27 protein-coding genes are annotated in these 22,420 nt (G+C 45.5%); 4 read left to right on the top strand and 23 right to left on the bottom strand.

Features of this window, described 5'->3' with window-relative positions; all coding sequences use genetic code 11:
• The first annotated feature begins 90 nt into the window (after positions 1-90).
• Positions 91-1,137, top strand: coding sequence for a PD-(D/E)XK nuclease family transposase (locus AC06L3_RS05005; RefSeq protein WP_475669522.1), 1,047 nt, complete (start codon positions 91-93; stop codon positions 1,135-1,137).
• Positions 1,138-1,234: 97 nt separating this feature from the next.
• Here the strand turns inward: AC06L3_RS05005 and AC06L3_RS05000 are convergent, their stop codons facing one another.
• Genes AC06L3_RS05000 through AC06L3_RS04985 form a run of 4 tightly spaced genes read right to left on the bottom strand, consistent with a single transcriptional unit; the run spans position 1,235 to position 8,619 of the window.
• Positions 1,235-2,695, bottom strand: a complete 1,461-nt coding sequence (locus AC06L3_RS05000) for a hypothetical protein (protein WP_475669521.1) — start codon at positions 2,693-2,695, stop codon at positions 1,235-1,237.
• Between the two features lie 31 nt (positions 2,696-2,726).
• Positions 2,727-4,229 carry a RagB/SusD family nutrient uptake outer membrane protein gene (locus tag AC06L3_RS04995; protein ID WP_475669520.1) on the bottom strand — a complete coding sequence of 501 codons (1,503 nt, stop codon included), beginning with the start codon at positions 4,227-4,229 and terminating at the stop codon, positions 2,727-2,729.
• Positions 4,230-4,247: 18 nt separating this feature from the next.
• On the bottom strand, positions 4,248-7,463 hold the full coding sequence (locus AC06L3_RS04990) for a TonB-dependent receptor (RefSeq protein WP_475669519.1): 3,216 nt from the start codon (positions 7,461-7,463) through the stop codon (positions 4,248-4,250).
• 7 nt (positions 7,464-7,470) lie between these two features.
• Complete coding sequence (locus AC06L3_RS04985) at positions 7,471-8,619, bottom strand: FecR family protein (protein WP_475669518.1); 1,149 nt, start codon at positions 8,617-8,619, stop codon at positions 7,471-7,473.
• A 103-nt stretch (positions 8,620-8,722) separates the two neighbouring features.
• Between AC06L3_RS04985 and AC06L3_RS04980 the strand changes: the two genes are divergently transcribed.
• The gene (locus tag AC06L3_RS04980) at positions 8,723-9,382 is read left to right on the top strand and encodes an RNA polymerase sigma factor (RefSeq protein ID WP_475669517.1); all 660 of its coding nucleotides are present in this window, start codon (positions 8,723-8,725) and stop codon (positions 9,380-9,382) included.
• On the opposite strand, the gene AC06L3_RS04975 is transcribed toward AC06L3_RS04980, so the two are convergent.
• A complete protein-coding gene (locus AC06L3_RS04975; RefSeq protein ID WP_475669516.1) occupies positions 9,355-11,022 on the bottom strand; it encodes a dipeptidase in 1,668 nt (555 codons plus the stop codon). The genes AC06L3_RS04980 and AC06L3_RS04975 overlap by 28 nt on opposite strands.
• Positions 11,023-11,121: 99 nt before the next feature.
• Between AC06L3_RS04975 and AC06L3_RS04970 the strand changes: the two genes are divergently transcribed.
• Both AC06L3_RS04970 and AC06L3_RS04965 read left to right on the top strand, forming a co-directional pair.
• Positions 11,122-12,480 carry a hypothetical protein gene (locus AC06L3_RS04970; RefSeq protein ID WP_475669515.1) on the top strand — a complete coding sequence of 453 codons (1,359 nt, stop codon included), beginning with the start codon at positions 11,122-11,124 and terminating at the stop codon, positions 12,478-12,480.
• 19 nt (positions 12,481-12,499) lie between these two features.
• Positions 12,500-12,940, top strand: a complete 441-nt coding sequence (locus tag AC06L3_RS04965) for a PepSY-like domain-containing protein (protein ID WP_475669514.1) — start codon at positions 12,500-12,502, stop codon at positions 12,938-12,940.
• Positions 12,941-13,006: 66 nt separating this feature from the next.
• Here the strand turns inward: AC06L3_RS04965 and rplQ are convergent, their stop codons facing one another.
• The 18 genes from rplQ to rplX all read right to left on the bottom strand — a co-directional run bounded on the left by rplQ (position 13,007) and on the right by rplX (position 22,409).
• On the bottom strand, positions 13,007-13,477 hold the full coding sequence (gene rplQ, locus AC06L3_RS04960) for a 50S ribosomal protein L17 (RefSeq protein WP_475669513.1): 471 nt from the start codon (positions 13,475-13,477) through the stop codon (positions 13,007-13,009).
• Positions 13,478-13,483: 6 nt separating this feature from the next.
• Complete coding sequence (locus tag AC06L3_RS04955; RefSeq protein WP_475669512.1) at positions 13,484-14,476, bottom strand: DNA-directed RNA polymerase subunit alpha; 993 nt, start codon at positions 14,474-14,476, stop codon at positions 13,484-13,486.
• Positions 14,477-14,557: 81 nt separating this feature from the next.
• Positions 14,558-15,163: a 30S ribosomal protein S4 gene (rpsD, locus tag AC06L3_RS04950; protein WP_475669511.1), complete on the bottom strand. Its 606-nt coding sequence runs from the start codon at positions 15,161-15,163 to the stop codon at positions 14,558-14,560.
• A gap of 45 nt (positions 15,164-15,208) precedes the next feature.
• Entirely contained in the window at positions 15,209-15,598 is a 390-nt protein-coding gene (rpsK, locus tag AC06L3_RS04945) for a 30S ribosomal protein S11 (protein WP_475669510.1), read from the bottom strand.
• Between the two features lie 15 nt (positions 15,599-15,613).
• On the bottom strand, positions 15,614-15,994 hold the full coding sequence (gene rpsM / locus AC06L3_RS04940) for a 30S ribosomal protein S13 (protein WP_475669526.1): 381 nt from the start codon (positions 15,992-15,994) through the stop codon (positions 15,614-15,616).
• A gap of 33 nt (positions 15,995-16,027) precedes the next feature.
• Positions 16,028-16,144: a type B 50S ribosomal protein L36 gene (ykgO, locus tag AC06L3_RS04935; protein ID WP_475669509.1), complete on the bottom strand. Its 117-nt coding sequence runs from the start codon at positions 16,142-16,144 to the stop codon at positions 16,028-16,030.
• 13 nt (positions 16,145-16,157) lie between these two features.
• A complete protein-coding gene (gene infA, locus AC06L3_RS04930; RefSeq protein WP_475669508.1) occupies positions 16,158-16,376 on the bottom strand; it encodes a translation initiation factor IF-1 in 219 nt (72 codons plus the stop codon).
• A gap of 23 nt (positions 16,377-16,399) precedes the next feature.
• Positions 16,400-17,173 (bottom strand): type I methionyl aminopeptidase, encoded by a 774-nt coding sequence (gene map / locus AC06L3_RS04925; RefSeq protein ID WP_475669507.1) that lies wholly within the window; start codon positions 17,171-17,173, stop codon positions 16,400-16,402.
• An 18-nt stretch (positions 17,174-17,191) separates the two neighbouring features.
• Positions 17,192-18,511 carry a preprotein translocase subunit SecY gene (gene secY, locus AC06L3_RS04920; protein WP_475669506.1) on the bottom strand — a complete coding sequence of 440 codons (1,320 nt, stop codon included), beginning with the start codon at positions 18,509-18,511 and terminating at the stop codon, positions 17,192-17,194.
• Between the two features lie 8 nt (positions 18,512-18,519).
• The gene (gene rplO, locus AC06L3_RS04915) at positions 18,520-18,966 is read right to left on the bottom strand and encodes a 50S ribosomal protein L15 (protein ID WP_475669505.1); all 447 of its coding nucleotides are present in this window, start codon (positions 18,964-18,966) and stop codon (positions 18,520-18,522) included.
• A gap of 18 nt (positions 18,967-18,984) precedes the next feature.
• A complete protein-coding gene (rpmD, locus tag AC06L3_RS04910) occupies positions 18,985-19,167 on the bottom strand; it encodes a 50S ribosomal protein L30 (protein ID WP_475669504.1) in 183 nt (60 codons plus the stop codon).
• Positions 19,168-19,182: 15 nt separating this feature from the next.
• On the bottom strand, positions 19,183-19,701 hold the full coding sequence (gene rpsE, locus AC06L3_RS04905) for a 30S ribosomal protein S5 (protein WP_475669503.1): 519 nt from the start codon (positions 19,699-19,701) through the stop codon (positions 19,183-19,185).
• Between the two features lie 5 nt (positions 19,702-19,706).
• Positions 19,707-20,069 (bottom strand): 50S ribosomal protein L18, encoded by a 363-nt coding sequence (gene rplR / locus AC06L3_RS04900; protein WP_475669502.1) that lies wholly within the window; start codon positions 20,067-20,069, stop codon positions 19,707-19,709.
• Between the two features lie 8 nt (positions 20,070-20,077).
• Positions 20,078-20,638 (bottom strand): 50S ribosomal protein L6, encoded by a 561-nt coding sequence (gene rplF / locus AC06L3_RS04895; protein WP_475669501.1) that lies wholly within the window; start codon positions 20,636-20,638, stop codon positions 20,078-20,080.
• A gap of 15 nt (positions 20,639-20,653) precedes the next feature.
• A complete protein-coding gene (gene rpsH, locus AC06L3_RS04890) occupies positions 20,654-21,049 on the bottom strand; it encodes a 30S ribosomal protein S8 (RefSeq protein WP_475669500.1) in 396 nt (131 codons plus the stop codon).
• A gap of 140 nt (positions 21,050-21,189) precedes the next feature.
• Positions 21,190-21,459, bottom strand: coding sequence for a 30S ribosomal protein S14 (gene rpsN, locus AC06L3_RS04885; RefSeq protein ID WP_475669499.1), 270 nt, complete (start codon positions 21,457-21,459; stop codon positions 21,190-21,192).
• 15 nt (positions 21,460-21,474) lie between these two features.
• Positions 21,475-22,032 carry a 50S ribosomal protein L5 gene (gene rplE / locus AC06L3_RS04880; RefSeq protein ID WP_475669525.1) on the bottom strand — a complete coding sequence of 186 codons (558 nt, stop codon included), beginning with the start codon at positions 22,030-22,032 and terminating at the stop codon, positions 21,475-21,477.
• Positions 22,033-22,085: 53 nt separating this feature from the next.
• Positions 22,086-22,409 (bottom strand): 50S ribosomal protein L24, encoded by a 324-nt coding sequence (rplX, locus tag AC06L3_RS04875; protein ID WP_475669498.1) that lies wholly within the window; start codon positions 22,407-22,409, stop codon positions 22,086-22,088.
• Between the last annotated feature and the right edge of the window lie 11 nt (positions 22,410-22,420).

Raw genomic sequence — 22,420 nt, 5'->3', positions numbered from 1 at the left:
TCCGGCGGTGATTATGATTGAGAGGGTGAATAGCAGCGGAGCCGGGGCCTTATGGCTGCCGGGATGTTTAACCTTTCAATCATTCAAGTTATGGCACGCAAGTACCGCAAATTCGTCTATGACGAGAACCAACGTTTCATTTACCCGACTTCTGACTGGGGCTTCAAGTATCTTCTGGGCAGCGAGGAGAACAAGGATATCCTTCTCGAACTGCTGAACAGGCTCTTCCCTGACTATCATATCGAGAGTCTGGAATATCTTCCGCGCGACATCACCATACCGGTGGGCAAGATGCGTGATGCCAGCTTTGACGTCCACTGCCGTCTGCAGGACGGTAGCCGTATGGTCATCGAGATGCAGAACTATATCAAAAGCTCCTTCATCGACCGTTCCACTATCTACACCGCGGCGGCCATTCTGGAGCATTATGTCAATTCAAGGACCAAGGGATATTCCATAGGCAGGACCATATTCCTCGCTTTCACCGGAGACCCTCTTTTCAAAACCGTGGGAAGAACTCCCGTAAGACTCGCACTTTGCGACATTGACGAACAGCAGACCACACAAAGGAATGACAAGGTGTTGCAAATCTTTATTGAGTTGCCTAAATTTGTAGGAAGTCTGCAGGAAATAAACGAGCATACACCTTTTTTGGAGAAGTTGTCATACGTCCTTATGGAAATGGCCGACTGCACAGATATTCCGGACAATCTCAACGACCCTCTGCTTGAACGTTTGTTTAAAGCTGCTGACACCGCAAAGATGAAACAGGACACCAAAGACAGTTATATGAGATCCATCCTCGGGGAGGCGGAATACGAAGCCAACCTCGAAGACTGGAAGGAAGAGGGCCTTGAGGAAGGCCGTGCTGAAGGCCGTGCTGAAGGCCGTGCGGAAGGTCTTGCAGAAGGACTTGCTCAGGGCCTTGCTCAGGGCCTTGTGAAAGGTCATGCAGAAGGTCGTACAGAAGGACACGCAGAAGGACACGCAGAAGGTCTTGCAGAAGGAATAGAGCAAGGTTCGAAAGCCAAATCCTTTGAAATAGCTGCTGCGCTCAAGAAAGCTGGCATAGATTCAGCCATCATTTCCAATTCAACAGGTTTGTCTGAACAGGAACTTTTGTCTCTCAATGTATAAACAGGCCTGAACGTTTCACAAGTCGCTGTAATACAAAAGAGGGCTGACTAAAAGTCAGTCCTCTTTCAAATGATATGACTGCCATCGGCAGCGAAAGTTACTGTAACAGTTTCACTACGTCGTAATACAGGCTCCACCAACCATCATCGTCATCGCCCCAGGTCAGGACGCCCTTGGATTCAGTAGTGGCCCATACATAGCATTTCAGCTCGGTGTACCAGTCATCACCCATTGACATGCTGAACTCAGCGCCATGAGCACCTCCATTGTCGTATGCATGACAGTATTTAGGAGTCTGGTCAATCCACAATGTAACAGGCTCACCCTCGTACATGATAGTAGTAGGAATCTTTATGTACTGTGAACCTGCCTCGTATGGACAATCAACAGGAGCAGGACCGGTTATATAGAATGTTCCATCTTCAGGATCGCTGCTCATCTCAAGTGTGAAATCAAGTGTGATGCCTGAGTTGGCAATATTCACTATTCTGTACTTGGTACCATCCTCAATGTTCTTCTGCAATGTGGAGTGCTGCTCTGCATCACTGGTTATGCAATCATTCAACTGCTTGTGCCAGAATTCAACGACAGCGTAATCCTCCCATTTTGTGTCCTCCTGAGGTTTGAAATCAATCACGTCGTAGTAGAGCGGCCACCAGCCGTCATCCTCGCCGTCATTGTCTTCAGGCCAGGTAAGAACGCCCTTGGATTCGGTAGTCATCCAGACATAGCACTTGAGTTCTGTGTACCAGTCATCGCCCATGGACATTGTATATTCATCTCCATGGTCGGTACCCTTATCGTATATGGTGAGATACTTAGGAGTAGGATCTATCCAGAAGGTCACAGGCTCGCCTTCATAAAGAATTGTTGAAGGAATCTTTATGTACTCATTGCCATCGTATGGACATTCTTCAGGAGCAGGTCCTGTGATTACCCAATCACCCTCAGGATCGGTGTTGAAATAAAGGTCTATACCTGAGTTTATGATATTCTTGATACGGTAATCATTCTTGTTGTCGTATGATACCTCAAGCACGGAGTGTTTCTCTGCGTCAATGGCAATATGGCTGTTCATCCTTGATGACCAGAACTCAACGGTGGCGTGCGGCAGATATCCGCCTTCCGGTCTTGCGGACCTCTTGGTAGCAGCGCCGCCTATTGAACAGCTGCCTGCAGGAGAGACCATTGACTTGTCAAACGAAACGGTGAAATTATGCTTGCCGGCAGGAATGTCCTCAAAAGGAATGTAGGTCACCTGAACCTGCGCATAGCTCTCACCGGGTGCGAAATGAACGCTTCTGGAAGAGATGGAAAAGACGTTGGCCTCATCCTGTACAAAATCAAGATTCAAGGTGAGATCCGATTCGCTACTGCCTCTTACAAGGTTGATGACAATAGGTTCAGGCTCCTCGGAAAAAGAGAAACTTACTGCACTTTCCTTGAAAGTAACGCATTCGTTGGATGGATGATAAATGTAGTTCTCATCCTTTTCACAGGATATGAATCCCAGTGAAACCAGCAGCGTCAACAATATTAATTTAAATGTATTCTTCATATTTTCTCATTTTTTAGTTTTAGTTCAACTGCTAGTAACCAGGATTCTGCTGATTACGTATCTGAGGATTGGAATCTATTTCTGACTGTGGAACAGGCCAGAGGAAGAACGGATCACCCGCAGGCCTTATCATAAGCTCGGTTGTTGAACTTCCTGCACCGCTTACAACATTGCTGTCCTGTGCCTTGGACCTCTGCATGCCCTCATTCCAACGTTTGAGGTCCTTGTATCTGAAACCTTCGGCATAGAGTTCCTTCGCACGTTCCTCCTTGATTTGAAGCATCAGCTCCTCTCCGGTATATGACTGTGTTGCATAAGCTGGAATTCTGTGTCTGCGGAGTCTGTTGAGGTACTTGCAGGCCTCTGTATCGTTTCCGGATGCTGCGTATGCCTCGGCTGCAATGAGATACTGCTCGGCAATACGGAAAGGTTTTATCTTGTTCAGATAGGTTGAAATAGCCACACCCGGCATGAGTTCAGGATTGCCCGGATACTTCACGCAGATATAAAGATTACTTTCAATTGTACCGAAAACCACAGGAGTTTTCATGAACCAGGTCTGGAATCTGATATCCTTTGAGTCAAATGCATCAATGATCCACTGCTCCGGAATGTAATTTGGTGAATAGGTTCCATTTGACTGGAGCTGTACGTAATCATAGCAGTTTGATTCAGGAACGGACTGGAAATCGGCCCAGAACTGTGTTATGCACTCCTTGCCGCTGTCATTTGTCCACAAATCCTCAAAGTCCTCGGTGCTGTCAAGAAGGGTGTATTCATCACTGTCGGCAAGTGCTGAAGCAATGGAAGCCGCCTTGGCATAGTCTCCCTTTGTAAGGGCTATTCTGGCTTCCAGAGCCTTTACTGCATCTATTGTAATGTAGATGGAACCTTCCTCTCCATCCACCGGCGATAGTTTCTGCTCTGCAATGGCAAGGTTTCTGGCAATGTAATCGTATGTTTCCGCAAGCGTGCTTCTGCCAGGATAGGTGGCAGGAGAACTCGGGGTTGTGAAACTTGCATCGCTAAGCATCACTCCGTAAGTGCTTTGTGCAGTTGATGGATTGTAATTCTCGCAGAAGAGTTCAGCAAGCATGAACATTGACCATGCCTTTGCAAAGGCGCATTCTCCAAGAATTATGTCAAGCTGCTTCTTCTCGCTTTCTGTGTCCTGAATTTGAGGAATCTTCTCTTCAAGGAAATTGGCAAGCATCACGGTATAATATGAATAATGCCACAAGGTCTCTACGTTGCCGAATGTAGAACGCATCTCCCATTTGTAGTATTCACCGTTCCTGTTTCCGAATGTGATGGAAGCATGGAAGGAATCACCCATAAGCTCCATCAGATATACAGGTGAACCTGAACAGAGATAATCCCTCATTGTGAGATAAAGGTCACGCCTGAAATTCTGGGCATCGGCAAGTGTGGTCAAAGAAGTTTCAGTTGAAATGGAACTGGATGGCTGCAGGTCAAGGCTGCACGAAGACAGCAGCATTGCCATTACACACAGACTGTATAGTATCTTTTTCATAATCAAATCTATTTAAAATTAGAACTGTAACTCCACTCCTACGGTAAACTGTTTGGTGTTAGGGTAGTTACCCATTGCGGTGATTGCATCAACTTCAGGATCCCAGCCCTTATATCTTGTGAATGTGAGAAGGTTCCTTCCGGATACATAAACCTTTGCGCCGCGCATGAATCCTGTTGCCTTCATCCATTTCTTTGGCATGGTATAGCTGAGCTGGATATTTTTCAGGCGTACGAATGATGCATCCTCAATATAACGGCTGTCGTGCTTTGAAGCATCGTTAGGTATTTCTGTGATCTGTCCCGGAGTTGTCCAGATGTCAAGCATTCTCCTTGTCATGTTGGATTCGTCTGCAAAAGCAGGGCTTTCAATGAAATATCTGTCATAGTTCTCCATTGATTTGCCAAAGACTCCGGCGAATGCTGCATTCAATGAAATGTTCCTCCAGCTGAGGTCAAGTGTTGCACCGCCTGACCAAGGAGCGAACCTGTTCTTTCCAATGAACACGGCATTGCTCTCTGAATAAGTTCCGGTAATGTTACCTTCGGCATCGTACCACAGCGATTTTCCGTTGGCCGGGTCAACACCCGCAAATTTGACAACGAAGAACTCTCCGTATGCCTTGCCAACCTGATATTTGAGGCCCGTGCTTCCATCAACGAACTCGTCACGGCCGTCATACAGTTCAGTGATGGTGTTCTTGTTGTAGTTCATGTTGAAGCTTATGCCAAGATACCAGTCCTTTGTCCGTATGGCATCAAATTTCAGTTCCAGATCCAGACCGCGGTTACGCATCTTTCCAACATTTCCCCAACCTCCTGAGAATCCTGTGATGAAGGAATACGGAATGTACATGAGCATGTCCTTGGTGTTCTTGTTGTAGAATTCAATATTGAATGTCAACCAGTTCATAAGCCTTCCGTTAACGCCGATATTGAACGCCTCAACCGTTTCCCAGGTAAGGTCAGGATTGCTCAGGGAAGCCATGTACCATGATGTTGCGCTGTCGTATGTAAGGCCCGTGCTGGTCTTTCCATAAGACAGGTAGTTGTCAATTCCAGAGTTTCCCATAGTTCCAAAGGAAGCCTTGACCTGAAGAAGGTTTATCCAGCTGATATCCTTGAGGAACGGCTCGTTGTAAATGTTCCACATTGCGCCAACTGACCAGAAAGGAGCATAACGTTTGTTGGATCCGAACAATGAGGAGCCGTCTACACGGAAAGTTCCGTCAAGGAAATATTTATCATTGAAATCGTATGACAGACGTGCGAAGAATGAATTGTAAGCTATCTTGGAATTGCTGTAATCAGGCATCTCAGCAACTGTTCCGTGGTTCAGATCAGTCATGCGCGCATCAATCTGTCCCTTGGTAGAAGCCAGGAAATAGTTGTCCTTTGACACAATTGACTCATGGCCCGCCAGAATATCGAAATGATGTTTTTCGGCAACAGCAAATTTATACTCGGCGGTATTGGTTGAGGTGAGTCTGTAGAATCTCTTGAATGACTCGCTTGTTTGAGGTGAAACGGTTATCTTGTCGGTTGGCTTGATCTTGTCAGTGTATCTGCTGTCAAAAGCATCAACCGCCTGAACTGCACGGAGAACCAGACCTTTTATTGGTGTGACCTCTTCATAGACGTTGGCGTTTATCCTGGCTGTATTCCTTTCAGTAGGATTGTTTCTCATTACTGTGAAATAGTTGTTCAGGCCAAGATCGGTTATAAAGTCCTGTTCAGGGCCATAACCCTTGAAATTGCCGCTTTCATCGGTGATTATCTCATACGGAGTAGCATAAGGAAGACCCCATGCAATTATGTTCATAGGGTTGTAATAACCTGTGCTGGTTGTTGAATAACCTGCCCTGTGGCTTGTCTGGTATGCCAGATTGAGATTGACTCCCATCTTGAGCCAGTCGGTTATTCTAGTATTGATGTTGGAACGTATGTTGTAACGGCCCATATCGGAGAAAGGCATGATACCCTCCTGTTTGTATCCTCCTATGGAGATATAGTAATCTGTCCTGTCGCTGCGTCCGGAAATGCTTGCATCGGCCTTCCAGGTAGGGGCGTTTTCATTGAGAATCCATTTTCTCCAGTCTGTTCCTATCTTGTTCTTCAAACGGAACTCCTTCAGCTGCTGGAATTGCTCGTTGTTCTTCAAACTTGGATCGGACATTTCGCGGAAAGCGAACCATTCCTCTGAATTCATGAGCTTGATAGGGAACTGCGCAAGTGAGGAAACGCCGTATGAAGCGCTCACTGAAATCATTGGTTTCTCGCCGGTTCCTTTCTTTGTTGTAATGTATATTACTCCGTTTGCAGCCCTTGAACCGTAAATTGCAGTTGAGGAAGCGTCCTTCATCACGTTCACGGATTCTATATCGTTAGGATTCAAGGCTGTGAATATGGCCACATCAACAGGTGTTCCGTCAAGAATGAACAGAGGTGTTGTTGAGGCGTTGATTGAACTTACACCCCTCAGACGCATTGTAACGTCCGCACTTGGTTCACCTGAACTTGAATAAATCTGAAGACCTGCAACCTTGCCCTGAAGAACATCACCGGCGCTTGCTGCCGTTGAATGGTCGAACGCATCGGACTTTATCAATGTGGAAGCTCCCACAACAGAGCTGATTTTCTTTGCGGTACCATAACCTACCACAACTGTTGCCTCAAGCAGTTCATTGTCCTGCTGAAGTTCAACGTCCAGCACGGATGAATTGCCTACTTTCACGCTGCGCTCGGCCATACCGATGCAAGTGAATACAAGCACGTCGCCGTTGGAGGCGCTGATTGAGTACTTGCCGTCGATATCCGTTGTAGAATAGGCACCGGTATTGGCATTACGTACCGTAACTCCAACCTGCGGCTCAGACTGCTCGTCCGTAACCTTTCCGCTGACATTGACTGCAGCGCTTCCGTGCTGGTTCTCCGCCTTGCGGATTATTATGCTCTGGTTCACGATTTCGTAACTCAGACCTGATTTCGAGCAGATTTCATCCAGAACCTGCTCCAGAGTTGCGTTGCTCATACGGCAGGTGACATCAGGAACATCTGCAAGAACCTGCTTCTGATAAACGAACGAGTAGTTTGTCTGACTTTCTATGTCAGACAAGGCCTGGGCAATTGCCTTGCCCTTGAAATTGACCGTGATGTTCTGCGCATGCACCAGTACGGTGAACATGAGCATTATCACTGTCAGGATGAGGCCTTTGTTCAAATTGTTTGTCTTCATAGGCGTATCATTTGTTTTGTGATATTATAATTTTCTTGTTTTCAGCCTCAAAATGCAGGTTACCGCTCTTCTCCAGAATCTCCAGCACCTCGCCGAAAGTTCCGTAACGCGGAACTTTGCCCATGAACTCCATGCCTGCCAGATTCTTGCCTGCGAACTCATAGGAGAAATCATACCATCTTGCAAGCTGCCGCATAATCTGATCGAGTGTCTGATTCTCAAAAACGAACATACCATTGCGCCAGCTGGTCACTGCATCGGTATTTACCTGCTGCACGGCCATTGAATTGTCGGATTTTGCAAACACTGCCTGATGACCGGGTGTAAGAATGAGTTCGGAAGAAGCTGATGACTCTTTCTGAAGGGATATCTGCCCCTGTACCAGTGTAGTATATACATACTGGTCCTCGGAATATGACATTACATTGAATTCTGTTCCATGTACAATTATCCTTTCACCGTCTATCTTCACGCTGAAAGGCCTGCTGGCGTCTTTCTTAACCTTGAAATACGCCTCTCCTTTTACTTCAACCTCCCTCGAATTCCTGCCGAAATGCTCGGGATAGATCAATGACGATTCTGCGTTCAGCCAGACCTCTGTTCCGTCTTCCAGTGTAATATGGAACTCCCCTCCGCGCGGTATTTCAAGTTTGTTCAGGGCGAGGCGGTCTGCACCATCGGCCTTGAGTGAGGCCAGAACCTTCTCATTGGTCTCCGAGTCGTTGCCAAGGACTATGATCTTGCCGTTATCGGTTGTAAGCTGTGCCTGGGTCTTTCCCGGATGAATGCTCTGCATATAGTGCTCGGTCTGGTATGCGGCAAGCAATGCGTCATACTGCTTCCTGCTCTGATTGTATTTCCAGAACAGCAGAGAGAACGCCGCTATGATTACCAGTGCAATAGCCGAATATATCACTTTGGATTTGTGCTTTTCTTCGGATATTCTCCTTCTCATGTTCATCATCGGACGCTGTGTGTCCACCAGATTCCAATCCGCATATTCTCCGTCCAGATTCTCGCTGTTACTCAGCATCCTGTAAATGCGTTCGTTCTCCTTGTCCGAATTCACCCATTCCTCAAGTTCGGCCTTCTCCTCCGCCGTGATGGATGAGGTGATATCCTTTACTATCAGGTCTGAAATGTAGTTTATATCCATTTGGAAATTAAAATATTAATTTCCTATATAACGCAAAGGTCAGCAAAAAGGACAACGAAATTTTTGAGAATATTCAAAGTATTTTTTTATAAATTTGTCCGGAATGAACGCTGACCATAACATATACGATGATTTCAGGAAAGGAAGCATGCAGCTGCTGTACAAGAGCTTCTATCCTGCTCTCATATCATATTCTGGCAGCATCCTCGGTCAGAAATACTCCTTCCTCTGTGAAGACTGTGTGCAGGAATCCATTTACAAGGCATATGTGAACAGGAATAATATCAAGGATGATAATTCCCTGAAATCCTTCCTGTACACCACGGTACGCAACAGGGCTATCAGCTTTCTGCGCAAGGACAAATCCCAGAGCAATTATCTGCGGCAGATTGAGACAAGCGAGCAGGACATTACAGCGGATATAATCAAGAAGGAAACCTTGAGGAAACTGTTCACCGCCGTCCGCAATCTGCCGGAGCCTTTCCGACAGGTCTTTGAACTCAGTTTTGAACAGGGTCTCAAGAACAAGGAGATAGCAATGGCACTTGGTGTTTCCGAGAGTGCCGTCAAGAAAAGGAAAGCCAGACTGCTTATGATTCTAAAGAGGCTGCTCATATCAACCATAATTTTTCTGGCGGCCTTGTTTCAAGCGTGTGAGAACAGTGACGGCCCCAAGCACCTCTCACAGGAAGAAATTGATGAAATGCAATTAAAGCAGGAAATCAATAGGAACGATTATAAACTCTTCATGGATTCTCCATGATCCTGCACCACCGCACGCAGCCAGCGCTCGCGATGCTTCGGCCATTCAGGCATTGCAGGAATGCCCCTGCCGGCTCCGTTATCCATGAACGTGCCGTCTTCATTCTGTTTCTTCACGTTTCCGTCCATGAACTTCACAAGCAGGAATCTGTCAAGAGCTGTCCAGGTATCAAACAGATACCGGGAACGTTCGTTGCACCACTCCGTAAGCATTGCTCTAACGTCTGCGGAGCTCCTGCCCGATTTCATCATATCCAAAGCCAGACTGTCCACACCTTTCACCAAAGACTGATTCTCATTTTCATACTTGCTGGCAGCAGCTCTTATGTAAGGTTCGGCTCGGTCATAGAAGAGATATGCAAAATGCGCCACCCTTGTAAAGAGCCAGTATGCTGAAGTCTCACTGTAATTTGTCATATTGCCATTGCCTTCTTCAAAGCAGTGCGGTACACTGTTCACAGTGGTATATATCGGAGTGAGAGTGCTTGTAGCCGCATCATCAACACCGAACCAGCACAGACCGCCTATTTCATCGGGCAGCCATCCTCTGCTCTGGCAAATGTACCAGAAACCGGTCTGCTGGGTTGCAATAGGTCTCTCGAATTCATAATCAACACTGTCCACTTCAAATGAAATAGGCCTCCACCTGTTCGGAAGGCGGAAAGGTCCGGCGCCTATATCCTCGCGTGTATCAAGAGGAGTGCCTTCATAATGGTCACGCATTGCATCGGAAAGCTCACTGAATGAAATCTTATGGTCCGGCTTAATAAACAGAGGCATATCGTTCGAGGCATTGTGACCCGATGCAAAGTCAAAGTATCTGTCAGCATCGAACGCCTTGCCGCCCAGAAGCCTGAAAGCTGACCAGGTGCGTGATTCACAGCCGCGCAGCCCGTCCCATTTCAAAGGACAATATGCTTCTCTGAAGCTGAAGTCCTCGTCCTTGCCGCTGAAATACCCCATCTCACGTGCAAAATCAATGACATCAGGCGAATACATGCAGTTCTCCGGGTCGTTCAAAGGGAATTTCGTGATTCTGCTCTGGTTTGCGTGAGCGCATATATATCCGTCAGGAACTCTGAGGGCAACCCATACGCCACCTTTCCGGCCTTCGCCCTTGCCAACGAGTTCCATTATCCAGCATTCATCCTTATCAGCAATTGAAAAGGTCTCGCCCTCATCCATATACCCATAATTCTGCATGAGTTCATCAATCACCCTGATTGCTTCACGGGCGGTCTTCGCACGCTGCAGGGTAACATAAATGAGTGTTCCATACCCTGCAATGGCCTTTGGATTGGCCAGTTCCTCACGACCGCCGAAAGTTGTCTCACAGATAATGAGCTGATGCTCGTTCATGTTGCCAACAGTCCTGTATGTGTGCGGAACCTGAGGTATCTTTCCCCCATAGAACCCGCTGTCCCAATTATAGATGTCAAGCATAGTGCCGGCAGGGTAATCAGCCGAATCGTGAAAATACAACTCGCCATAGAGCTGATGCGAATCCACAGCGTATGACACCATTATGGATCCGTCTGCGGAAGCGCCCTTTGTAACTATGATGTTGGTACATGCTGATAACTGTGCTCTTCCCACAAGGATAAGTACAAACAGGAGTAAGATGAAGACAAGTTTTTTCATACTATAAAAAATTTCACGCTTGGTTTTACAAAATTAATAATCTGTCATTAGATTTGATTAAATTTGTTCAGAATGAAACAAACTTTCATTTCAAGATAAATGAGCATCAACCTGTACACCATAACTTCCGGACTCCACACCGAGGTGCTTCCTGACCCATTGAATGAAGAATTCATCAAGGGAATCGAACAGGCCTCAGGTCTGCGCTTCACATACAAAGGAGAACTTGCCAAGACTGCGGCAGTATGCTGCAATTGCCAGGGAATCAATATCTTCTATGTACGTACAGGCGGAACTGAAGGCATTTTCAAAAGTATTTTCCACAGCGATGGTTCACTCTCACCATCCCTGCTTGGCTCCAGAGTGCTCCTCCTTACCAGCGGCCTGAGCAACTCACTTGCCGCCGCAATGGAAATTCTCTCCTTCCTCAGACAGCACGGCGCCTGCGGAGAAATCCTTCACGGCAAAGCCGAAGACATTGCCGCCCGCATTCTGGAACTGTCTTCCACCGGCAACAGTGATTCACTCCCAGCCGGAACAGCGGATGAATCGGAGCCGTTGAGCCCGTATGTGCAGGAACTCGGCGATTGCGGGAAACTGCTTGAAGGTAGCAGACTGGGTGTAATAGGCAGACCTTCCGACTGGCTCATCAGCAGCAATGTAGATTACGCACTGGCAAAGGAAAAGCTGGGTTGTGAACTGATTGACATTCCAATAAGCGAAGTGATTGATCTGTTCAACAACAGGAATTTCAACATTGGAATAGTTGACAAACTGTGCAACAACCCTGAGAATTTCAACGCCTTTCATGAAAATACCCGGAACATCAGGACCAGGAACAATAAGGGCAGTGCCCCTGATTCCAATGCTGTTATAAGTGATGCCGAGATGGAGAAGGCGCAGAGGGTTTACTGCTGTCTGAAGGAAATTGTCCGCAAGTACGAACTCACAGGACTCACACTCAGATGCTTTGACCTGCTTGACAGCATAAGGACCACCGGATGCCTTGCTCTTGCCAAACTGAATGCGGAGGGAATAACAGCCAGCTGCGAAGGTGACGTTCCTGCAATGATTTCCATGGAAATCGCCCGCAAGTTGTGCGGAACACCTGGATTCCAGGTGAACCTTTCAAAGATTGACGGGAACACTCTTCTGTTCGCTCACTGCAGTGTGCCGTTGAACATCGTTGAACGCCACTCATACAACACTCATTTCGAATCGGGTATCGGTGTGGCCGTTCACGGAGAGTTCAAGGAAGGTCCTGTGAGCATCTTCAAGACAGGAGCGGATATGAAGCATTTCGTTACTATCGCCGGTGAAATAACAGGAAACCAGTACAAGCCGGGGCTCTGCCGTACCCAGGTTCTGGTGAAGGCCCCGGGGGCAGCGGAATACCTGCTTAAATCCCCTCTGGGCAACCATCATATAATCGTGCCCGGGCACTTGAATCTGAAATAAAACCTAAAACTTCAAGAATATGAGAAATTTATTTGTTTCAATTGCCGCTGCTGTGATAGCATGCATTATTTCCTGCTCCTGCAACGCAAAGGATGTTGTAATAAAGGTTCAGGATCTGCCGCAGGCAGCACAGTCATTCATTTCCACACATTTCAAGGGAATTGATGTTACGTTCGTTATTAAGGACGGTAACGAATACGATGTACGTTTTGCAAACGGATGGGAACTGGAGTTCAACCGCAAGGGAGAATGGAAAACCGTTGACTGCAAACACGATGCCGTTCCTTCAAGCATCATTGCACTCATTCCTGAATCGATTCCGGCGTATATCCAGAGTAATTTTGCAAATGCGTTCGTGACCGAAATCTCAAAGGACAGATGGGAGTATGACATTGAACTGAGCAACGGTCTGGATCTTGAGTTTTCGCTAAGCGGAAAAATCAAGAAAGTTGATGACTGATGATCAGGTAAAACATAAGAAAGCCGGGCAAAATGCATTGTCCGGCTTTCTTTCATATTGAACCTGTTACTCAGCTTTTGGAGCCTCTGGAGCAACCTCAGCAGCAGGAGCAGCAGCTTTCTTGCGGCTTCTTCTGGTAGCTGGTTTCTTTGCCTCCTCTTTCTTTACAAGAGCTGCCTCATTGAAGTCCACGAACTCTATGATAGCCATGTCTGCAGCATCTCCTGCGCGGAAACCGGTCTTGAGAATTCTCAAGTATCCACCCGGACGGTCAGCAATCTTAGGAGCAACTGTTCTGAACAACTCAGAAACAGCCTCTTTCTGCTTGAGATAGCTGAATACACAACGCCGTGAAGCGGTGGAATCATCCTTGGACTTTGTAATAAGTGGCTCTGCATAGATACGCAATGCTTTTGCCTTTGCAAGAGTGGTCTCAATGCGTTTGTGGAGAATAAGTGAGCAAGCCATGTTTGCCAGCAAGGATTTGCGGTGACCGCTCTTTCTTCCCAAATGGTTAAATCCCTTATTATGTCTCATTGTTTACTATTTTTTTTCAATATTATACTTGGTAACGTCCATGCCGAATTGCAGTTTGAGCCTGTCAATGAGCATGTCAATTTCTGTTAATGACTTCTTTCCAAAGTTTCTGAACTTCATGAGTTCTGAACGCTGGTGTGATACAAGGTCAGCAAAAGTTTCAATGTCAGCTGCCTTGAGGCAGTTGAGAGCTCTTACTGAAAGTTCCATATCGGAAAGCTTGGTCAACAGGAGGTGACGCATTCTCAATGATTCCTCATCCAGATTGTTTCCGGCAACCTCGTGGGTTTCCTCAACGCTTATCTTCTCGTCCGAGAAGAGCATGAAATGCTGGATAAGAATCCTGGCAGCCTCCTTCAAAGCCTCCTTAGGCTGAATTGAACCGTCTGTCTTGATCTCAATGTTCAGTTTCTCATAGTCGGTCTTCTGCTCAACACGATAATTCTCAACTGAGAAGTTCACGTTCACCATAGGTGAGAAAATGGAATCAATTGCAATTGTTCCGAATGGAGCGCCGTCCACCTTATTCTCATCGGCAGGAACATAACCTCTGCCCTTTCCAATCCTCATATCGATAACCAGCTTCACAGATGGTTCCAATGTGCAGATATGGAGATCAGGGTTGAGAACCTTGAATGATGAAAGACTCTTGGAAATATCCTCAGCTTTGAATTCTTGCTTACCACTAACAGTTACGGTAACCACTTCGCAGTCCTCCCCCTCTATCATTCTCTTGAACCTAACCTGCTTGAGGTTAAGAACGATATCTACAACGCCCTCAATGACGCCGGGGATGGTTGCGAACTCATGCTCTACGCCATGAATTCTTATGGAAGTGATAGCAAAACCCTCAAGAGAAGACAACAATATTCTCCTCAACGCATTACCTATGGTTGTACCGTAGCCAGGCTCCAAAGGCCTGAACTCGAACTTTCCGCAAGTCTCGGTTGACTCGAGCATTATCACCTTGTCGGGTTTCTGGAATGCCAAAATTGCCATATTGTTAAATTTTAGTGATTATTAAAAATAACTGAGTTATTTTTTGTTTATAACTAGTTACGCTTGAATTCAAGCTAATTATTATTTAGAGTACAACTCAACGATAAGCTGCTCATTAACATTCTCAGGGATTTCCTCTCTTACAGGAAGGTTGAGGAACTTGCCGCTTACAGCGTCTGCGTTCCACTCGAACCATGAATATTTGTTTGAATGAGCTGAAAGAGAATCCTGAATAACCTCAAGGCTCTTTGATCTCTCTCTTACACCTACTACCTGGCCAGGACGTACAAGAATTGAAGGAATGCTTGTAACCTCACCGTTCAAAGTAATGTGGCAGTGTGAAACCAGCTGTCTTGCTGCAGGTCTTGAAGGAGCAATACCCAATCTGTAAACGATGTTGTCCAGACGTGACTCAAGGAGCATGAGCAGGTTCTCACCTGTCTTTCCTTTCATCTTGGAAGCCTTGTCATACAGATTGCGGAACTGTCTCTCGAGAACTCCGTAGGTATATTTTACTTTCTGCTTCTCTCTCAACTGAGTACCATACTCAGAGAGTTTTTTTCTCTTTTTAGCCAAACCGTGCTGACCGGGAGGGCAGTTTCTGCGCTCAAAGTTCTTGTCAGGTCCAAAGATTGGCTCCCCGAATTTACGGGCGATTTTTGTTTTAGGTCCTGTATATCTTGCCATAATAATTACAAATTAAATTCTTGAATGATTGAAATATAAAATGAATTATACTTTACGCCTGCCCTTTGGTCTGCATCCATTGTGTGGAAGAGGTGTAACGTCAACAATCTCTGTTACCTCTATGCCGGCAGCATAGATTGAACGGATAGCTGACTCACGGCCTGCGCCCGGACCCTTTACATAAGCCTTGACTTTTCTCAAACCAAGATCATAAGCAATCTTGGCACAATCCTGTGCTGCAACCTGAGCTGCATAAGGAGTGTTCTTCTTTGATCCTCTGAAGCCCATCTTACCTGCAGAAGACCAACTGATTACCTGACCCTCTGAGTTGGTCAAAGTAACGATAACATTATTAAATGTTGAAGCCACATGAGCCTGGCCATATGCGTCAACCTTAACAAGTCTCTTTTTATTTGATGATACTTTCTTTGCCATAACCTATAGGATCATTTATTTAGTTGCTTTTTTCTTGTTAGCTACAGTCTTCTTCTTGCCCTTTCTGGTTCTGGCGTTGTTCTTTGTGCTCTGACCTCTTACTGGCAAGCCAACTCTGTGACGGATTCCCCTATAGCATCCTATATCCATCAATCTCTTGATGTTGAGTTGGATAGTAGAACGGAGTTCACCTTCAATTTTATACTCTTCCGCAATGGTTGCCCTTATTGCGGCGATTTGGTCATCTGTCCAATCCTGAACCTTAATGTTAACGTCAATGCCGTTCTTATTAAGGATGCGTTTGGCAGAGCTGCGACCAATTCCAAAGATATAGGTCAAACCTATCTCTCCACGTTTGTTTTTTGGTAAATCTACACCGGCTATACGTGCCATAATAACTATTTATTTTTTCTTGTTGGTTACAATTAATTATCCTTGACGCATTTTGAACTTAGGGTTCTTCTTGCAAATGATATATACACGACCTTTGCGTTTTACTACTTTGCAATCTTCGCTGCGCTTTTTGATGGATGCTTTTACTTTCATTGTATTGAGGTTTTTATTTGTATCTGAAAGATATTCTGCCTTTGCTCAAGTCGTAAGGGGACATCTCAACTCTTACCTTGTCACCAGGAAGGATTCTTATGTAGTGCATCCTCATCTTTCCTGAGATGTGAGCGGTAAGTATGTGACCGTTATCCAACTCAACTCTGAACATTGCGTTGGACAAAGCCTCAACTATTGTTCCGTCTCTTTCTATTGCTGCTTGTTTTGACATATAAAACTTCTCTCTTCTACAATTTATAAATTCTTAATATTTTGAATATAATCATATGTTGTGAGGATTTCAGGTCCGGTTGTGCGGATTGCAACCATGAACTCGTAATGAGCCGAGCATTTTCCGTCCACGGTCCTTATTCCCCAACCGTTTCTCTCAACATAGACATCTTTCTTACCCATATTGATCATAGGTTCTATGCAGATAACCATACCGTCGGTCAATTTCTTTCCGCGGCCCGCATGTCCGTAGTTAGGGACCATCGGATCCTCGTGCATTGTTCTGCCAATGCCGTGTCCTACAAGGTCACGCACTACGGAGAAACCGGCTGCTTCACAGTATGACTGAACTGCATAGCCTATATCTCCAATACGGTTTCCCACTCTGGCCGCAGCGGCGCCCCTGTAAAGGGACTCCCTGGTGGTTTCAAGCAGTTTTGCTACCTGAGGTGAAACCTCGCCTACAGGGAACGTATATGCGGAATCTCCTGTGAAACCCTTGTAGATTGTACCACAGTCAACTGAAACGATGTCACCTTCCTTCAGTTCGTATTTTGAAGGAAAACCATGAACAACCATGTCATTGACTGAAATACAAAGGGAGTAGGGATATCCCTCATAATTGAGAAATCCGGGAACAGCACCATTGTCCCTTATATACTCTTCGCCTACTTTGTTCAAGCGGGCTGTTGTCACACCGGGAGCTATCTCCCTTCCTACAACGGCAAGAGTCTTGGACACGAGGATTGCATTTTCCCTCAGGATTTCAATCTCCTCTGCAGTCTTTATTGTCAACATTTGAATGAACTATCAAAATTACATACCTGAGCGGCTCTTCAGACGTCCTGTCTTCATCAAACCGTCATAGTGGCGCATCAACAAATAACTCTCAATCTGCTGGAGCGTATCAAGTACAACACCAACAAGGATCAACAATGAAGTACCGCCATAGAAATGAGCGAACTGGTTGTTGATACCGAATATCATTGCAAACGCAGGAAGTATGGCAACAATTGCCAGGAAAATTGAACCTGGGAATGTAATGCGAGACATTATTGTGTCCAAATACTCAGCGGTTTTCTTGCCCGGTTTCACACCCGGAATGAAACCACCGTTCTTCTTCATATCCTCAGCCATCATTGTAGGGTTCACTGTGACTGCTGTGTAGAAGTATGTGAACAGAACAACCATGATACCGAATATGAGGTTATACCAGAAGCCTGTGTAGTTACCTAATGTGGCGGCTAATCCACGGGTAGCGTCAAAGCTTGCAAATATAAGAGGGAAAAGCATCAGTGCCTGAGCAAAGATAATAGGCATCACACCGGCTGCATTTATCTTAAGCGGAATGTACTGACGGACTCCACCGTACTGCTTGTTTCCTACGATTCTCCTGGCATACTGTACAGGAACCTTTCTCACGCCCTGAACCAGAGCGATTGTACCTGCAAATACAAGAGCCAGAACAACGAGTTCAATAAGGAGCATGATAAGACCACCACTGGCCTGTGCTCTTCTTGCACCCACCTCAGCTATGAACGCAAATGGCAATCTTGCAATGATACCAACCATAATGATAATGGAAATACCATTACCAATGCCGCGGTCTGTAATGCGCTCGCCGAGCCACATGATGAACATGGTTCCACCAATGAGAACTATGGTAGCAAACAGATTGAAGGAGAAACCGTTCAACAGAAACGCAGACTCAGGGAGCTGAGCATGGAGGTTCGTAAGGTAAGCAGGACCCTGCAGCGCAAGAATCACAATGGTGAGATATCTTGTGAGCTGGTTCAGCTTCCTTCTTCCACTCTCGCCCTCGCGCTGGAGTTTCTGGAAATACGGAATCATCATACCCAGGAGCTGAATAACAATTGATGCAGAGATGTAAGGCATTACACCAAGTGCAAAAATTGAAGCGTTACCGAAAGCGCCGCCTGAGAACATGTTGAGCAAACCCAACAGACCGTCAGATGCCTGCGCTTCAAGGTTAGCAAGCTGTGTAGGGTCAATGCCAGGGAGAACAATGAAACAGCCGAGCCTGTAAACTACAAGCAGAAGCAGTGTATAGACTATTCTCTTACGCAGCTCTTCAATCTTGAATATGTTTTGTATTGTTTGAATAAAATGTTTCATGGGGATTATTAGATTATAGTAATAGTACCCTGTGCAGCCTCAATCTTTGCTATTGCTGATTTTGAAAAAGCGTTTGCGGTTACGTCAAGCTTGATTGTAAGTTCACCGTTTCCGAGAATCTTTACAAGATCCTTGCCTGAAATAAGACCGTTCTCCACGAGAGTGTCAACTGTGATAACCTCAAGGTTTTTCTTTGTTGCAAGCTCCTGAAGGGTTGAAACATTGATAGGTTTGTACTCCACTCTGTTAGGGTTGATGAATCCGAACTTAGGAAGACGTCTCTGGATAGGCATCTGACCACCCTCGAATCCAAGTTTCTTTGAGTAACCTGAACGGGATTTAGCGCCGTTCATACCACGTGTAGCTGTGCCACCGTGACCTGAACCCTCACCCCTGCCTACTCTCTTGTTCCTCTTTGTGGAACCTGCTGCGGGTTTTAATGTATTTAATTTCATGTTGTAATCTCCTCTTTGTTAGCCAATTTCTTCTACTTTAACTAAGTGGGCAACCTTCTGAATCATTCCGTTTGAAACAGAATTCAATTCAATCTCCACACAATGATTAAGGTGACGGATACCCAAAGCCTTAAGTGTTGCTATCTGCCTCTTTGAAGCGCTGCAGCAACTTTTTACCTGTGTAACTTTTACTTTAGCCATAATTCCTTTCCTTAATTAACCGTTAAATACCCTGTTCATCTGAATACCTCTCAAACCTGCGATAGTATAAGCATCACGTATCTGTGACAAAGCCACGATAGTTGCCTTTACAAGATTATGAGGGTTTGAGGAACCCTTTGATTTAGCCAGCACGTCGTGAATACCTACAGACTCGAATACAGCACGCATAGCACCACCGGCCTTTACACCTGTACCAGGAGCGGCTGGTTTCATGAATACCCTTGCACCGCCGAATTTAGCCTCCTGCTCATGAGGAATGGTCTCCTTGCTGAGTGGAACCCTTATAAGATTCTTCTTTGCATCCTCAACACCCTTGGCGATGGCTGTTGTAACCTCATTGGCCTTACCAAGACCATAACCTACAACACCTTTCTCATCACCAACCACTACTATGGCAGCAAAGCTGAAGTGACGTCCGCCTTTGGTTACTTTTGTAACTCTTCTTACAGCTACCAGTCTGTCCTTAAGTTCAAGATCGGTAGTCTTTACTTTCTTAACATCCATTTTTGCCATAGTAACTAGAATTTAAGACCACCCTCGCGGGCAGCATCTGCCAAACTTTTAACTCTACCATGATAAAGATACCCGCCACGGTCAAAGCATACCTCTGTAATGCCGGCTGCAAGTGCCTTTGCGGCTACTGACTTGCCAACTACAGCAGCAACCTCAACGTTTGTCTTGCCGCTTATCTCTTCTGCCAATGATTTGTCCATTGATGATGCGCTCAACAAAGTAACAGCCTTAACATCGTCAATGAGCTGCACGTAAATCTGCTTGTTGCTTCTGAAAACGCTCATTCTTGGTTTCTGAGCTGTTCCGCTTACAACTTTACGGATACGGTAGCGTATTCTCTGTCTTCTTTCTATTTTATTCATAGCCATACCTCCTGTTATTTAGCGCTGGCGCTCTTACCAGCTTTTCTTCTAAGTTGCTCACCAACGAACTTGATACCTTTACCCTTATATGGCTCTGGTTTGCGCAATGTACGAATCTTTGCCGCTACCATTCCAAGAAGCTGCTTGTCGTAGCTCTTGAGTACCAATATAGGGTTAGCACCCTTCTTAACAGGCTCTGCCTCAGCCTTCACCTCAGCTGGAAGCTGCAGATGAATGTCATGAGAGTAACCAAGGCTCATCTCAAGGATCTGGCCTTTGACTTCTACACGGAAACCAACTCCTACGAACTCCTGCCTGATGGCATATCCTGTTGATACACCAACAACCATATTGTTTATAAGAGCACGGTACAAACCATGCATTGAACGATGGCGCGGCTGGTCTGTAGGTCTCTCTACGCGAAGCACGCCCTCCTCTACGGTAACTTTGATGTCAGCATCAACTTTCTGACTCATCTCGCCGAGAGGTCCTTTAACCTTTACCACATTTCCGTTTTCAACTTTAACGGTAACACCCTGTGGAAGGCTTACAGGTAACTTTCCTATTCTTGACATAGAATTAAAGATTTATTAATAAACGTAACAAAGAACTTCACCGCCTACATTGAGAGTCTTGGCCTCCTTGTCTGAGATGATGCCTTTGGATGTTGATAAAATTGCAATACCCAGTCCGTTGAGTACTCTTGGCATCTGAGCAACGCCTGTGTACTGTCTCAAGCCTGGTTTGCTGATTCTGATAATTTTCTTGATTGCCGCTTTCTTTGTCTCAGGATGATACTTGAGCGCAATCTTGATTGTGTTGCAAGGTGTTCCCTCTACAACCTTGTAGGCGAGGATATAGCCCTTCTCGTGAAGAACGCGGGCAATCTCCACCTTCATCTTTGACGAAGAAACCTCCACAACCTTGTGGCCTGCCATGTAGGCATTACGGATTCTTGTCAGGAAATCTGCAATTGGATCAGTCATTTTAACTAATGTTTTTTGTTGAATTTCAGTGCTTTAACCAGCACCCGATATCCAATGGTTAATAATAATGTGGTTATTTATATTGCAATAATGTAGAAATACGACAAAAGCCCTATTGTAAAAATAGGACTTAATATCTTCTACCAGCTTGCCTTGTGAACTCCAGGAATGAGACCGTTGGATGCCATTTCGCGGAACTGGATACGGCTGATTCCGAACAAACGGATATATCCTTTAGGTCTTCCGGTAATTGAACAACGATTGTGGAGTCTTACAGGTGATGAATTCTTTGGAAGAGCCTGAAGTCCTGCCCAGTCACCGGCCTCTTTAAGAGCTTTGCGCTTCTCAGCATACTTGGCACATAATTTCGCGCGCTTTACCTCGCGTGCCTTCATTGATTCTTTTGCCATTCTCTTACTCTTTGATTATTTTTTATTGTTTTTAAAAGGCAAACCAAACTCTCTGAGCATTGCGAAAGCAGCCTCATTGTTGGTTGTATTGGTAGTGAATGTAATCTCCATACCCATTACCTTGGTAATCTTATCAATATCAATTTCAGGGAAGATAATCTGCTCCTTGATACCAAGTGTGTAGTTACCTCTACCGTCCATCTTCTCGTTGATACCCTTGAAGTCACGGATTCTAGGAAGAGCAACTGCTACAAGTCTCTCCATGAACTCGTACATTCTTGCACCGCGCAAAGTAACCTTCACGCCGATAGGCATTCCCTTACGGAGTTTGAAGTTGGAAATATCCTTCTTTGAATATGTGAGGACAGCCTTCTGGCCTGTGATTGTTGTAAGCTCCTCCTGAGCTACCTCAATGAGTTTCTTGTCTGCTGTTGCCTGACCCATACCCTGATTGATGGTAATCTTGGTGAGTTTTGGAACCTGCATGATTGACTTGAATGCAAAATCCTTGAACAACTTTGCAACAATCTCCTCTTTATATTTCTTCTGAAGAGTAGGAACGTATCCCTCCATTACAGGCTGGAGAACTTCCTCTTTCTTTGCTGATTTTTTCTCTTTTGCTGCCATTATTTGATCTCCTCTCCTGATTTTTTAGCATAACGTACGAGTTTGCCGTCTGCATTGAGTTTACGACCTATTCTGGTAGGGACATTCTTTACAGGATCCAGAACCTGAAGGTTGGAAATGTGAATGCCTGCCTCCTGTTTGATGATTCCTCCCTGAGGATTCTTAGCATTTGGCTTTGTGCTCTTGCTAACCATGTTGACACCTTCAACAATGGCACGACATTTCTTTGTATCAACACTAACGACCTTACCGGTTTTGCCCTTGTCGTCACCTGCATTTACAAATACCATGTCACCTTTCTTGATATGTAATTTCTTATTCATGTCTTCTAGAA

The sequence above is a fragment of the Candidatus Egerieousia sp. genome, assembly GCF_056211015.1.
This window is presented reverse-complemented; position numbering and strand designations above follow the sequence as displayed.

Bases quoted from the DNA above. Each gene is read 5' to 3' on its own strand.
- AC06L3_RS05005 (WP_475669522.1), top strand. From the start codon at position 91: ATGGCACGCAAGTACCGCAAATTCGTCTATGACGAGAACCAACGTTTC.
- AC06L3_RS05000 (WP_475669521.1), bottom strand. From the start codon at position 2,695: ATGAAGAATACATTTAAATTAATATTGTTGACGCTGCTGGTTTCACTG.
- AC06L3_RS04995 (WP_475669520.1), bottom strand. From the start codon at position 4,229: ATGAAAAAGATACTATACAGTCTGTGTGTAATGGCAATGCTGCTGTCT.
- AC06L3_RS04990 (WP_475669519.1), bottom strand. From the start codon at position 7,463: ATGAAGACAAACAATTTGAACAAAGGCCTCATCCTGACAGTGATAATG.
- AC06L3_RS04985 (WP_475669518.1), bottom strand. From the start codon at position 8,619: ATGGATATAAACTACATTTCAGACCTGATAGTAAAGGATATCACCTCA.
- AC06L3_RS04980 (WP_475669517.1), top strand. From the start codon at position 8,723: ATGAACGCTGACCATAACATATACGATGATTTCAGGAAAGGAAGCATG.
- AC06L3_RS04975 (WP_475669516.1), bottom strand. From the start codon at position 11,022: ATGAAAAAACTTGTCTTCATCTTACTCCTGTTTGTACTTATCCTTGTG.
- AC06L3_RS04970 (WP_475669515.1), top strand. From the start codon at position 11,122: ATGAGCATCAACCTGTACACCATAACTTCCGGACTCCACACCGAGGTG.
- AC06L3_RS04965 (WP_475669514.1), top strand. From the start codon at position 12,500: ATGAGAAATTTATTTGTTTCAATTGCCGCTGCTGTGATAGCATGCATT.
- rplQ (WP_475669513.1), bottom strand. From the start codon at position 13,477: ATGAGACATAATAAGGGATTTAACCATTTGGGAAGAAAGAGCGGTCAC.
- AC06L3_RS04955 (WP_475669512.1), bottom strand. From the start codon at position 14,476: ATGGCAATTTTGGCATTCCAGAAACCCGACAAGGTGATAATGCTCGAG.
- rpsD (WP_475669511.1), bottom strand. From the start codon at position 15,163: ATGGCAAGATATACAGGACCTAAAACAAAAATCGCCCGTAAATTCGGG.
- rpsK (WP_475669510.1), bottom strand. From the start codon at position 15,598: ATGGCAAAGAAAGTATCATCAAATAAAAAGAGACTTGTTAAGGTTGAC.
- ykgO (WP_475669509.1), bottom strand. From the start codon at position 16,144: ATGAAAGTAAAAGCATCCATCAAAAAGCGCAGCGAAGATTGCAAAGTA.
- infA (WP_475669508.1), bottom strand. From the start codon at position 16,376: ATGTCAAAACAAGCAGCAATAGAAAGAGACGGAACAATAGTTGAGGCT.
- map (WP_475669507.1), bottom strand. From the start codon at position 17,173: ATGTTGACAATAAAGACTGCAGAGGAGATTGAAATCCTGAGGGAAAAT.
- secY (WP_475669506.1), bottom strand. From the start codon at position 18,511: ATGAAACATTTTATTCAAACAATACAAAACATATTCAAGATTGAAGAG.
- rplO (WP_475669505.1), bottom strand. From the start codon at position 18,966: ATGAAATTAAATACATTAAAACCCGCAGCAGGTTCCACAAAGAGGAAC.
- rpmD (WP_475669504.1), bottom strand. From the start codon at position 19,167: ATGGCTAAAGTAAAAGTTACACAGGTAAAAAGTTGCTGCAGCGCTTCA.
- rpsE (WP_475669503.1), bottom strand. From the start codon at position 19,701: ATGGCAAAAATGGATGTTAAGAAAGTAAAGACTACCGATCTTGAACTT.
- rplR (WP_475669502.1), bottom strand. From the start codon at position 20,069: ATGGCTATGAATAAAATAGAAAGAAGACAGAGAATACGCTACCGTATC.
- rplF (WP_475669501.1), bottom strand. From the start codon at position 20,638: ATGTCAAGAATAGGAAAGTTACCTGTAAGCCTTCCACAGGGTGTTACC.
- rpsH (WP_475669500.1), bottom strand. From the start codon at position 21,049: ATGACTGATCCAATTGCAGATTTCCTGACAAGAATCCGTAATGCCTAC.
- rpsN (WP_475669499.1), bottom strand. From the start codon at position 21,459: ATGGCAAAAGAATCAATGAAGGCACGCGAGGTAAAGCGCGCGAAATTA.
- rplE (WP_475669525.1), bottom strand. From the start codon at position 22,032: ATGGAGGGATACGTTCCTACTCTTCAGAAGAAATATAAAGAGGAGATT.
- rplX (WP_475669498.1), bottom strand. From the start codon at position 22,409: ATGAATAAGAAATTACATATCAAGAAAGGTGACATGGTATTTGTAAAT.